At 62.8% G+C, this 12888-nt stretch carries 9 protein-coding genes; 2 read left to right on the top strand and 7 right to left on the bottom strand.

Going from position 1 to position 12888, the window contains the following annotated elements:
* Positions 1 to 203: 203 nt before the first annotated feature.
* Positions 204 to 2510 (bottom strand): ComEC/Rec2 family competence protein, encoded by a 2307-nt coding sequence (locus ACSQ3E_RS10865; RefSeq protein ID WP_436122710.1) that lies wholly within the window; start codon positions 2508 to 2510, stop codon positions 204 to 206.
* 460 nt (positions 2511 to 2970) lie between these two features.
* Between ACSQ3E_RS10865 and gltX the strand changes: the two genes are divergently transcribed.
* Positions 2971 to 4398, top strand: coding sequence for a glutamate--tRNA ligase (gene gltX, locus ACSQ3E_RS10860; RefSeq protein WP_436122973.1), 1428 nt, complete (start codon positions 2971 to 2973; stop codon positions 4396 to 4398).
* A 184-nt stretch (positions 4399 to 4582) separates the two neighbouring features.
* Complete coding sequence (gene gltA, locus ACSQ3E_RS10855; protein WP_115731863.1) at positions 4583 to 5872, top strand: citrate synthase; 1290 nt, start codon at positions 4583 to 4585, stop codon at positions 5870 to 5872.
* Between the two features lie 102 nt (positions 5873 to 5974).
* Here the strand turns inward: gltA and lpxB are convergent, their stop codons facing one another.
* The 6 genes from lpxB to bamA all read right to left on the bottom strand — a co-directional run bounded on the left by lpxB (position 5975) and on the right by bamA (position 12816).
* Positions 5975 to 7138 (bottom strand): lipid-A-disaccharide synthase, encoded by a 1164-nt coding sequence (gene lpxB, locus ACSQ3E_RS10850; RefSeq protein WP_310318403.1) that lies wholly within the window; start codon positions 7136 to 7138, stop codon positions 5975 to 5977.
* Positions 7135 to 8028 carry an LpxI family protein gene (locus ACSQ3E_RS10845; RefSeq protein ID WP_436122709.1) on the bottom strand — a complete coding sequence of 298 codons (894 nt, stop codon included), beginning with the start codon at positions 8026 to 8028 and terminating at the stop codon, positions 7135 to 7137. Before ACSQ3E_RS10845 ends, lpxB begins: the two co-directional genes overlap by 4 nt.
* The gene (lpxA, locus tag ACSQ3E_RS10840; protein ID WP_310318397.1) at positions 8015 to 8848 is read right to left on the bottom strand and encodes an acyl-ACP--UDP-N-acetylglucosamine O-acyltransferase; all 834 of its coding nucleotides are present in this window, start codon (positions 8846 to 8848) and stop codon (positions 8015 to 8017) included. The genes ACSQ3E_RS10845 and lpxA overlap by 14 nt, the downstream gene beginning before the upstream one ends.
* 10 nt (positions 8849 to 8858) lie before the next feature.
* A complete protein-coding gene (fabZ, locus tag ACSQ3E_RS10835; protein WP_310318395.1) occupies positions 8859 to 9323 on the bottom strand; it encodes a 3-hydroxyacyl-ACP dehydratase FabZ in 465 nt (154 codons plus the stop codon).
* Positions 9316 to 10374: a UDP-3-O-(3-hydroxymyristoyl)glucosamine N-acyltransferase gene (gene lpxD / locus ACSQ3E_RS10830; RefSeq protein WP_436122708.1), complete on the bottom strand. Its 1059-nt coding sequence runs from the start codon at positions 10372 to 10374 to the stop codon at positions 9316 to 9318. The genes fabZ and lpxD overlap by 8 nt, the downstream gene beginning before the upstream one ends.
* A 72-nt stretch (positions 10375 to 10446) precedes the next feature.
* The gene (gene bamA / locus ACSQ3E_RS10825; RefSeq protein WP_436122707.1) at positions 10447 to 12816 is read right to left on the bottom strand and encodes an outer membrane protein assembly factor BamA; all 2370 of its coding nucleotides are present in this window, start codon (positions 12814 to 12816) and stop codon (positions 10447 to 10449) included.
* Positions 12817 to 12888 lie beyond the last annotated feature (72 nt).

Raw genomic sequence — 12888 nt, 5'->3', positions numbered from 1 at the left:
CTCTGCGACAGCAGGCTGAAACGGCGCGGTCTTATGAACAGGACCGTGTAGCGGAGGTCGTCAAGCCCCGCAGATTGTCGAGCAGACCATATGTGGTGCCCCGAGGCGGAACAGGCTTTGCGACATGGGATATGGGAGGGCTCTTGGCCCGATCATTCTCTCACTGCCATCTGGCAATCTGAAGCCTGACTGATCTGCACTAGCTATCGTGCAGTTCCCGGCGACTCCGATGCGGCGGCTATTGGCGTCTTCGGACGCACCGTGGCTGCCGCAGTCGATGACTTCGGGTGCGACGTGGTTGCCTCGGCAGGTACCTTTGGGCGCCTCTCGGCCCGTTTGTAGGGCGGCAGGCCCCTCGCCTCGCGTGAGAACTGGCGCTGGGCGTGCCACGGGCGATACTGTTCCGCCACGGCGTGGCGTATCTCGACCGTCCGATCTCCGCTTTCTGTCTCAGGCGTAATGAATATCGACGCACTGCCAAGACGCGCCAGCTCGCGCTTGCTGAGTACGGTTGGCGCCACGCCTGGGCAGACGTCGCTTGCCGTGGCATCGTCGACCACGATGAGGTCTGCGCTTGCACAGGCACGCGCAGCGACAGCAGTATTCGCCGCATGCACGATCCGTGCACCTCCTGGTTGCTGAACCGTGCACAGCCCCTTGCCGCAGACGAAGGCATCCGCACCGGATGCATTTGCTTCGCCAGACGCTTGTTTGCCGGCTTCCGTACCGGAGATTCTTGCTTCTCCTGTTTCTTGCTTGCCGACTTCCGGACCAGGAGTATTTGCTTCGCCAGTTGGCTCGGAGCCGGTCTCGCTGGGCGAACTGCCCGCGCCGTCAACAGCAGTCGTCGTAGAACGCTCTGGCGCAACGAGTGTCTCCGACACCAGCGCGCGCTGCCAGTTGTCGACTGTGAACTGGTTTGGCCTGGCACGATTGACGGCAAGCTTGCCGTCGCCAACCGGCACGCCGACGAGACGGCCATCTTCCGAGACGAGAACGTCGGGCGTTTCCGTTTCCACGACCGTCATCAGTCCAAGGGCCGCGAAAGGCACTGCTGCGGCGCGCAGCCAGGTCGTCGCCGTCGACGCGATGACGAGTGCTGCGGTGAGCAACAGCACAGCGTGCGGCGAGACAAGCCCGACCGCATCAACTGGCGAGCGCTCGGAGAACCAGGTGGCGACACCAATCATCGCGTTCAGGCCAACGCCCATCGTGTCGAGGAAAATGCCGTCGAGGGCGAGTGGCATGAAGATGCCAGCCATGACGGCAAAAGGCATGACCAGGACCGACACCAGCGGCATGACCGCCAGATTGGCGAACAGGCTGAGCGGCGACACCCGTTGAAAATGCCAGGCGCCGAAGACGCTGGTCGCAAGCCCCGCAATCAGCGAGGTGGCGACGAGGCCGACCGCGACCGTGGCAAGCCAGCGCCAGATCTTCGATGGCAGCGACCTCTGCCCAACCGGCAACGCCTGCTCTTCCCGTCTGTCCGACCACCAGGCATAGGCACCGACAAGGGCAGCGGTGGCGGCGAACGACATCTGGAAGCTCGGTCCGACAACCTCATGCGGCGAGATCAGGATAACCACGACGGCCGAGATCGCCAGATTGCGCATTGTCAGCGCCGCGCGGTCGAACAGCACTGCCGTCAGCATCACCGCCAGCATGATGAAGCTGCGCTGCGCCGCGACTTCGGCGCCTGAGATAAACAGATAACCGCCGGTGGCGAGCAACGCCGCACCTGCGGCGTATTTCTTCACCGGCCGACGCGAGGTGAAGGCGGGAACGGTAGCGAAGGACAGCCGCATCAAAAGCATGACGGTGCCCGCGACCATGGCCATATGCAGGCCCGAGATCGAGATGATGTGATAGAGGCCGGTACGCCGCAGCGCCTCGTTGACGTCCTCGGGAATGCCGCCGCGCACGCCGACGACCAATGCGGCCGCGATTTCGCCCTCCGGCCCGCCAATGCGGTCGCGGATACGCTGGGCTATTTTTCCCCGGGCGTTTTCTATCGCAGCAGAAGCGCGATCACTGGCCGAGAATGGCTGCGTGGTTTCAGCGAGTTCCGGCCCCTTCATGAAAAAGCCGCTGGCCCCGATGCCGTCAAAATAGCTTTCGAAGGAAAAGTCGTAGCTGCCCGGACGCACCGGCCCGGATGGCGGCATCAGCCTGACATAGCCCGTCACCACAGACCATGCGATGACACCTTGGGGAAGCTTGCGCGCGGTGAGCCGCACCAGCTCGGGGGCATAACGCAACACCGGGCGCGCGGTCGAAAGGACGTCGAGTGTGAGCCGCACCCTGCCGTTGTCCAGATTGTCGATCCCAACGACGCGACCGGTGATGGCCGTCGAGATTTCGGCGCCTAGCATCTTCGTCGCCACGCGCTCCGTCTCAAACTTTGCAACCGCCATGCCGAGCATGCAGGCAGCGACAGCGGCGAGTGCATGGTGGAGAAGCCGTTGTCCGCGTGTGGCGAAAGCGAGCATGGCCGGAACCGCAGACATCACAGCAAGTGGCGCTAGGTCCGGCTCACTTGGAAGCGCAAAATACGCCAGGGCTCCGGCTGCCAGAAAAACCGGAAGAAGCAGGAATGCGGCACCACGGTCGAGTTCCGTTTCGATCGCAGCCAGGGCAGATCGTCCAGTGATCCGATGGCCGGACAGCAATTGCGATCCTCGTCGCAGCAAGGACAGGTTCCGTGACTGTGACGGCGATGCGCCGGCGGCAAAGGCAGAGTCGGGTTCGGGTGCCGCAGGCTGCGTCCAGACAACGGCAGGCGCGGCTGGAACGGTCAGCAAGTCGCGCTCGCTGGCCTCGACCACCGGATTGTGACCGGCTTGCCCCTCCCGCACGCGGTCGCCCATCGGGCCTGCCCCTTGCGCCCCAGACCTTCTATGCTACATCAACCGCACACAAACGCCATGCGCCGCCGGCTTTCGGCCAAGCGCCCTGCCTCCCTTGGAAATCGCCATGCCTGTCGTCACCCGCTTCGCCCCCTCGCCCACCGGCTATCTGCACATTGGTGGCGCACGTACCGCTCTCTTCAACTGGCTCTATTCCCGCCACACCGGCGGCACCATGCTGTTGCGCATCGAGGACACTGACCGCGAGCGCTCGACCGACGCCGCAACGGCCGCGATCCTCGAGGGCCTCACCTGGCTCGGCCTGACCTGGGAGGGTGAGCCGATCTCGCAGTTCGAGCGTGCGCCGCGCCATCGCGAGGTGGCCGAGGAGCTCGTGCGCATGGGCAAGGCCTATTATTGCTACGCCTCGCAGGAAGAGCTGACCGAGATGCGCGAGAAGGCCCGCGCCGAGGGCAAGCCGCCGCGTTATGACGGCCGTTGGCGCGACCGCGACCCGTCCGAGGCGCCGGCTGGCGTCAAGCCGGTCATCCGCATCAAGGCGCCGCAGGAAGGTGAGACGCTGGTGCTCGACCGCGTGCAGGGCGACGTACGCTTTCCCAACAAGGATCTCGACGATTTCATCATCCTGCGCTCGGACGGCGTGCCGACCTACATGCATGCCGTGGTCGTCGACGACCACGACATGGGCGTCACCCACATCATCCGCGGCGACGACCACCTGACCAACGCCGCGCGACAGACAGTGATCTACAACGCCATGGGCTGGGACGTGCCTGTGATGGCGCATATCCCGCTGATCCACGGCGCGGACGGCGCAAAACTGTCCAAGCGCCATGGCGCACTCGGCGTCGATGCCTATCGCGCCATGGGCTATCTGCCCGAGGCGCTGCTCAACTATCTCGCCCGCCTCGGCTGGAGCCATGGCGACGACGAGGTGATGAGCATCGAAAACATGATCAGCTGGTTCGAGATCGAGGACGTCAACAAGGGTGCGGCGCGCTTCGACTTTGCCAAGCTCGAGGCCCTGAATGGCGTCCACATGCGCCAGATGGACGACAAGAATCTGTTCGACATATTCGTCGCCACCTTGCCCTATCTGCCCGGTGGCGATGCCATCCTCGGCGGACTGGACGAGACGCGCAAGGCACAGCTGCTTGCCGCCATGCCAGGCCTCAAGGAGCGTGCCAAGACACTGATCGAACTGGCCGACGGCGCGGGCTTCCTGTTTGCCCAGCGCCCGCTGCCGCTCGACGAGAAGGCTGCCGGCCTACTCGCCGGCCCGGCCAAGGACATACTGAGGGGCGCGCACGCAGCGCTCGCAACGGTTGCCGCCGGCGACTGGACGGCAGCCAATGCAGAAGCCGCGATCCGCGAGTTTGCCGGCCGCGAAAACCTGAAATTGGGTGGCGTGGCGCAGCCCTTGCGGGCCGCCCTGACGGGCAAGAGCACCTCTCCCGGCGTGTTCGACGTGCTCGCCGTTCTAGGGCGCGACGAAAGTCTAGCCCGCATTTTTGATCAAATCGATTAGGTCAGCAGTGCTTTCCTAGTTTTGCATTGAAATGAGGCTATTGCGGTGCAACATTGCGGCAACAGGTCAATTTGAAAGCAGCGGGAAAGCTGGGAAGCGAGTTCAAGCGTTCCGGGCCTAATGGGTTGCCTTGTTATGACGATTGCGCCGCGCAAGGCGGCAACTCAGCACTAAGGAGTATGCGATGACTGATTCGACCGCCAAACTGGAGTTCCGCGGCCAGACCCACGAGTTCAAGGTCCGCGGCGGAACGGTCGGACCGGATGTGATCGACATCGCATCGCTCTACGCCACGACGGGCGCCTTCACCTACGACCCGGGCTTCACCTCCACCGCAAGCTGCGAATCGGAAATCACCTTCATCGACGGCGACGCCGGCGTGCTGCTGCACCGCGGCTACCCGATCGACCAGCTAGCCGAGCACGGCGACTTCCTCGAGGTCTGCTACCTCTTGCTCTACGGCGAACTGCCAACCAAGGCGCAGAAGGACGACTTTGACTACCGCATCACGCGCCACACCATGGTGCACGAGCAGATGTCGCGCTTCTTCACCGGCTTCCGCCGCGACGCGCACCCGATGGCGGTGATGTGCGGCGTGGTTGGCGCGCTGTCGGCCTTCTATCACGACTCGACCGACATCTCCGATCCGCACCAGCGCATGGTCGCCTCGATCCGCCTGATCGCCAAGATGCCGACGATCGCTGCGATGGCCTACAAGTACCACATCGGCCAGCCGTTCATTTACCCCAAGAACGAGCTGAACTTCGCGGCCAACTTCCTGCACATGTGCTTTGCCGTGCCGTGCGAGGAATACAAGGTCAATCCAGTGCTGGCGCGCGCGATGGAGCGCATCTTCATCCTGCACGCCGACCACGAGCAGAACGCCTCGACCTCGACCGTGCGTCTCGCCGGCTCGTCGGGCGCCAATCCGTTTGCCTGCATCGCCGCCGGCATCGCCTGCCTGTGGGGCCCGGCACATGGCGGCGCCAATGAAGCGGCACTCAACATGCTGTCCGAGATCGGCCACGTTGACCGCATTCCGGAATTCGTCGCCCGCGCCAAGGACAAGAATGATCCGTTCCGCCTGATGGGCTTTGGCCACCGCGTCTACAAGAACTACGATCCGCGCGCCAAGATCATGCAGAAGACCACGCATGAGGTTCTGGGCGAGCTCGGCATCAAGGACGATCCGATGCTCGACGTCGCGATGGAGCTTGAGCGCATCGCGCTGACCGACGAGTATTTCATCGAAAAGAAGCTCTACCCGAACATCGACTTCTACTCCGGCATCACGCTGAAGGCGCTGGGCTTCCCCACCACCATGTTCACCGTGCTGTTCGCGCTCGCCCGCACCGTCGGCTGGATCGCCCAGTGGAAGGAAATGATCGAGGATCCGCGCCAGAAGATCGGCCGTCCGCGCCAGCTCTACACCGGCGCCACCGAGCGCGACTACGTGCCAATCGCCAAGCGTTAAGCCTTGCAGCGCCGCGTCCATTCGGGCACGCGGCGCTGTACAGCCTGAGGCTGCAGCCGACTTGAAAAACACCCGCCAGGCCATTGCCTTGGCGGGTGTTTTTCATTTCACGATGTGTTTGAGAACCGCTTCGGCTGCAATCTCACCTGACGGCCGTTCGGTCGCCATGCGCCTGACGATTTCGGCAAAGCCATCCTTTTGCCAGCGGCGCAGGGAGCCGTCCTCGAACAGGCCTTCGACATAGCGCGCCATCCATTGCGGGCGCACATACTCGTTGTAGTTTTCCTGCACGACCGGCCTGTCGGCGATCAGGTTGGGCAGTGCAGCACTCCACACCGTAACCAGCCTCTGGATCATTCGAGCCAGCGTGTCGAGCTTGTAGGACGACAGCATTGGCACGCCGGCGAGCGCGAGTTCCAGCGATACAGTTCCCGATGCGATCAGGGCAGCGTCAGCCTCGCCGAAGGCCTGCCACTTGTGCTGGGGGTCGAGGATGATCTCCGGCTTTTGCGGCCAGCTGGAAACGGCCTCTTCGACGAGGCTAGCGACATGCGGCACCGTCGGCAAAAGCAGGCGCAGGCGACGACCACGCTCGCGCAGGATCGAGACAGTCTCACCGAATGGGCCGATCAGGCTGCGCACTTCGCTGCGGCGCGATCCCGGCAAAAGCAGCAGCGTCTTCTCGCTGTCAGACGTCGGTGCAGACTTGCCCTCCTGCATCGCCGCAGCAATGGCTATGCCCGGATCGGTCGTCAGGCGATGACCGACGAAGGTACCGTGCGGACCCCCCAGGCGCGCGAGTTCGGCCGGCTCGAACGGCAGGATACACAGCACCTCGTCGACATGCGGCTTCATCGCCTTGGCGCGCCCCGGACGCCAGGCCCAGACGCTCGGGCAGATGTAGTGGACAATGGGAATGCTTGGATCGAGCGCCCGCACCTTCTTGGCGACTCGCAGGGAAAAATCCGGGCTGTCGATGGTAATCAGGCAGTCGGGCTTTTCTGCAGCCACGAACCGCGCGGTCTGGCCGATCCGCCTGATCAGGCGCGGCAGGTCGCGAACGACTGCCGTCAGCCCCATCAAGGCGATCTCACTGGCGTCAAACAGCGGCGAAAGGCCAAGGTCCTGCAAATGCCGGCCGCCAGTGCCGACAAGCCTGATCTCGCGCCCGCGCAAACGCTGCAGCGCCTGCACCAGATCCGCGCCAAGCAGGTCGCCCGATTCTTCGCCCGCGACGATGGCAATCTTGAGCGGTGGCTGGCTCATCGCTCGTTTCCCTCGTCGGACAGGCCGATGACGAAGAGGCCGAGCCTGTCAGCGCGTTCGACAACCTCGCCATAGTCGAGCACCAGCGACCGCCCGGCCTCGATCCCGATCCCGGCAAGCCCTGCCGCATGCGCTGCATCGACGGTTGCCGGGCCGATGGTCGGCAAGTCTGCGCGCAATTCCTGGTTCGGCTTGGCGCATTTCACCAAGACGCCGCGCTTGCGCCCGGCGATGCGGCCGTTGTTGCGCAGATCACGCACACGTTCGAGCAACAGGTCGGTGCCCTCGATACCTTCAAGCGCGATGGCACGCCCGCCGATGGCAACCGCGGCCTGGCCGATATCAAGCGCTCCTATCATACGCGCGGCCTCCTGACCGGCGCGAAGGTCGGCCCAGTCGCCCTTTTCAGGCACCAGCGCGCTCATGCTGCCGGCGACAGCCAGAAGCTCTGGAACAACCTGATGTGCCCCGACCACCTTGATACCGCTATCCTCGATCGTCCTGACCAGAATGCGCAACAGGCCGTCATCGCCGCGTGCAAGCGCTGCCAGCGCACGCGGCAGCACGCGCAGCAGGGCTACGCTGGGGCGGATGGCCCGCCACACCGGACGGCGGCTGATGCCACCGGCCAGCACGCAATGGGTGATGTTGTGGCGCTTGAGCAAAGGCACGAGCGAGGCGAACTGCTCGATGGCAAGCCGCTCGCCGGCATAGCTCCAGAGGCTCGTGCTGGGATCGGTCTCGCCGTCGATCAGAACGATGAACGGCTTGCGGCCGGCCTCGGCGAGACTGTCGGCGACATTGACCGGAAGCCGACCGCTGCCGGCGACGACAGCAACCCGGTCGGTCGCGGAAAGGTTGATCCTCTTTCCGCCCTCAGCCTTCGTCATCGGCGGCGTCTTCGGCGACGGCGTTTCTCAGCGGCGGAACTGTGAAGTGGCGCTTGCCGCGCGCCTGGATGAAATCCAGAACGTCGCGCACGATCGGCGAGCCAGCGAACTCACGCTCAACAAGCGGGATGCTCTCGGCCACCGAACGGGTGGGGTCGAAGATCATCTTGTAGGCCTTGCGCAAGGCAAAGATTTCGGCGCGCGGAAGGCCTGAGCGGCGCATTCCGATGACGTTGAGTCCACGCAGACGCGCGCGGTTGCCCATCACCATGCCATAGGGAATGATGTCGCCGTCGATGATCGCACCACCGCCGGCAAAGGCATGGTGGCCGATACGCGTCATCTGGTGAACGGCGCACAGGCCGCCAAGCGTGACGTTGTTGCCGACTTCGACGTGGCCGCCGAGCGTCGCGACGTTCGCCATGGTGACGTTGTCGCCGACGATGCAGTCATGGGCGATATGCGCATAGGCCAGGAACAGGCCGTTGTCGCCGACGGTCGTTGCACCGCGGCTGGTGTCGGTACCTACATGCATGGTCACGCCTTCGCGGATCGTGCAGTTCTTGCCGACCACGAGCGTCGTGCGGCCGCCCTTGTGCTTGTTGTTTTGGGGAGCAGCGCCAAGAGTTGCCTGCGGGAAGACCGTGCAGCCCTCGCCCAGCGTCGTTGCGCCAATGATCGCGACATGGCTCATCAGTTCGACGCGGTCGCCAATGACGGCATCGGCGCTGACGTGGCAGAACGGGCCGACGCGCACGCCTGCGCCCAGTTGTGCACCGGCTTCAACGACGGCGGCGGGATGGATAAAGGTTTCAGTCATAGAGCGTTGCTTATTCCTTGGGCACCATCATCGCAGCCACCTCTGCTTCCGCGACGGTGGCGCCATTGACCTGCGCATCGCAGGCGAACTTGAGGATGTTGCCGCGCTTCTTGATCTTCTTGACGTGAATGCGGAGCTGGTCGCCCGGCACGACAGGCTTGCGGAACTTGGCACCGTCGACCGTCATCAGGTACACCAGCGAGGGCGTCTCATCGACAATGAGCCGCAGGCAGATGGCACCCGCCGTCTGCGCCATGGCTTCGATGATCAGCACGCCTGGCATGACCGGATGCCCCGGGAAATGCCCCTGGAAATGCGGTTCGTTAGCTGTAACGTTCTTGATGCCGACTGCAGAATCGTCACCATCGATGTCAACGATGCGATCGATCAGCAGGAATGGATAGCGATGCGGCAGCAGCTTGTGCAGGCCGAGGATATCGACGGTTTCGAGCGTCTTGGTAGCCTGGTCAGTCACTGCTCCCACCCCCCTTTGGTTTTCCCATGGCCATTTTTCTAATCAACGCGAACTCGCGCATTGCCAATTTCATAGGTTTCGCAGGAAAACCTGCCCAGACTTCGCCTGCCGGCACGTCGTGCATCAGGCCGCTGCGCGCTGCCAGCTGAGCGCCTGATCCGATGGTCAGGTGATCGGCCAGGCCGACACCGCCGCCCATCATCACGTTGTCGCCGACGACGACCGAGCCCGAAATACCCGTTAGCCCTGCAATAACGCAATTGCGGCCAATCCGCACGTTGTGGGCGATCTGGACGAGATTGTCGATCTTGGTGTTTTCGCCAATGACGGTGTCCGACATAGCGCCACGGTCGACCGTCGAATTGGCGCCGATCTCGACATTGTCCTGGATGATGACACGGCCGATCTGCGGAATGCGCTCCGGGCCGCGCGCACCGCCGGCAAAACCGAAACCGTCCTGGCCGATGCGGGCGCCGGCATGAACGATCACGCCATTGCCGATCAGCGCATACTGGATCGAGCTGTGCGGACCGACATAACAATCGCGGCCGATCTGCGTCGAACGCCCGATGACCGCATTGGCTGAAACCACGGTGCCGCTGCCCACAGCTGCGTTCGGCCCGATCACAACACCGGCTTCAACGACAGCGCCTGGCTCGACATGGGCGGTCGGATCGATGTGTGCGAATGGTGAGATGCCAGTTTCACCGCTCACGCCCACCGGGCGCTCGGCATCCGGATAAAGCAGCCTGCCGATGCGGGCGAAGGCCTGCTGTGGCCGTGGCGACACGAGAATGGCGATGCCTTCAGGGACAAGATCGGCGACATCAGCAGTGCACAGAACTGCCGCCGCATGCAGCGACTTGAGTGGTGCTGCGTTGCGTTTGCCGTCGACAAACACCAAAGCGCCATCGCCACCGTTGCTTGCCGAAGCGATGGTCGAGATAGCGATTTCAGAATGTTTGGGGTCGACGAGCGTCGCGCCGGTAAGGCCGGCCACCTCGCCGACCGAATAGCGGCGTGACGGCACAAAAAATACCGGATCCGTCATGAAATGCTGTTCCAGCCAAGCCGGGCAAAGAGTTTCCGGGCCGTGACGGCCCGGAAACGTTGTACCACGCAATTAGAAGCGGGTCGAAATGCCGAAGTTGAATTCCTGCGTATTGTCGGTGTCCAGCTTCTTGAGCGGGATGGCGTAGTCGATACGCAGCGGACCGAAAGGCGATGCCCAAAGCAAGCCGATGCCGGCTGAGGCACGCAGCTCCATGTCAGTCGACACGATGTTCGTGCCGGCAACATTGATCTTGCTGCCATAGAGGGTCGCCGCATCCGCGAACACCGCGCCGCGCAGGCCGAAGCTCTCAGGAACGATCGGGATCGGGAACTGCGCCTCGGCCGAAGCATTGAAGTAGGTGGTGCCACCGATGTGGTCGCCACCGTTCTTATCGTACGGGCCGATACCGTTGTACTCGAAGCCGCGGATCATGCGGTCATTGCTCTTGAAGTGATCGAAAACACGCAGACCATCGTCACCGAAGCCCTGAATGTGACCACCACCCACCGACACGAGGCCAACGATATCAAGCTCTTCCGACAGAGTCTGATAGTAGCTGCCACGACCGGTGAACTTGACGAACTTCGCATCACCACCCAGGCCGGCAACTTCCGTTGTGAAGTTGGCGTAGATGCCGTTGCGCGGGTTCTTCATGTCGTCAATGGTGTTGTACACCAATGTGCCACTGACCGATGACTTGATCCAAGGGCTATTGGCAATGCCATCCTGAATTGCTGGGGAAATCGTGCACTTTGCAGGATTAAGCACGCCGCCGGTCAGGCAGTCTTCATCGTACTCGTACTTCTCTTGCGAGATGTTGTACGCGAGTTGCGTCGAGATATTGTTGGTGATCGGCAGCCCAAATCGGATCGTGCCACCCGTAATATCGCTCTGGTACTTGTCGTCGTACTTCCGAGTCTGACGGAACACGTCGAAGCCTGCAGCGATACGGCGACCGAGGAAATACGGCTCGGTGAACGAGAAGCTGTAGTCACGCGAGTTCTTACCGCCACCGGCCGAGAACTTGATGAACTGGCCGCGGCCGAGGAAGTTGCGCTCGGTGATCGAGCCTTCCACCGACGGGCCGGCATTGTCGCCACCGGTCGAATAACCGGCGCCAATCGAGAATTCACCGGTCGACTTCTCGACCAGATCGACAACCAGCACAACCTGGTCAGGCTGCGAGCCGGGAGCCGTCGAGACTTCAACGCGCTCGAAGAAGTTCAGGGCTTCAAGGCGCTTCTTGGCGCGCTGGATCAGCACCTGGTTGAAGGCATCGCCTTCGGAGACGTCGAACTCGCGACGGATCACGAAGTCGCGGGTGCGTTCGTTGCCGCGGATTTCGATGCGCTCGACATAGGCCTTGGCGCCCTGGTCAACCGTGTAGACGACTGAGATCGTGCGGGTTTCGAAGTTACGATCGCCGCGCGGCGTCACCTTGGCGAAGGCATAGCCAGCGCCGGCAACGTTTTCGGTGATCGCGATGATCGAATCTTCGACGTCCTTGGCGTTGTAGACGTCGCCTTTGCGCGTCTCGACAAGACGCTGCAGGCTCGCGCCATCGACCTCGGGAATGCTGCTCTCAACCGACACGTCGCCGAACGTATAACGCTGACCTTCGTCAACGGTGATCGTGATCGTATACTGGTTGGTCGCCTCGTCGAGTTCGCCAAAGGCGGAGACAACCTGGAAGTCGGCATAGCCGTGATTGTAGTAGAAGCGACGCAGCGCTTCTTCGTCGGCGCGCAGGCGGTCTTCGTCATAGATGTCGTCACGCAGCATGAACGACAGGAACGACGAGCGCTTGGTCGAGATGATGTCCGCGAGACGGCGATCGCCATAGGCGTCGTTGCCGACAAAGTTGATCGCAGCGATCTTGGTGCGACCGCCTTCGTTGATCTCGAACACCACGTTCACGCGGTTTTCGCCGAGATCCATGATCTTGGTGCCGACGGTGACGTCGTCACGGCCGACGCGCTTGTAGGCTTCCTTGATCGACTGCGCATCAGCTTCAAGAGCGGCCTGCGAGAACGCGCCGCGCGGCTTGAGCTGGATGGCGCCACCGAGCGCCGCGTCCTTGAGCTTCTTGTTGCCCTGGAACAGCACGTTGTTGACGACCTGGTACTCGGACACCTGGACAACGAGCGTCGAACCGACCTGGTTGATGCGCACGTCGGAGAACAGGCCGCTGCCGAACAGCGCCTTCACGGCGTCGTCGATATCGGTGTTCGAAAACGACTTGCCGGGCTTGATGGTGATGTAGTTGCGGACGGTATCCGCATCGACGCGCTGATTGCCGCGCACTTCGACCCGGTTGACCACCGCCGCTTGCGCGGCTGACACGGCAACAAACTGGACCGCCACTGCGCCTGGAATGGCCAGAGCGGCGGAAAGAGCAACCGCGGACGCGGCGCTCGCAAACTTAGATGCTGCCTTCATAATCGGCCTTTACAACCTTTTCTCGAAGTCCCCACGGCGAGAAAACCGGACGTCGCGGTAATTTCCCGTACC

The organism is Aminobacter sp. LjRoot7 (genome assembly GCF_964252895.1).
In the GTDB taxonomy this organism is placed as follows: domain Bacteria; phylum Pseudomonadota; class Alphaproteobacteria; order Rhizobiales; family Rhizobiaceae; genus Aminobacter; species Aminobacter aminovorans_B.
This window is presented reverse-complemented; position numbering and strand designations above follow the sequence as displayed.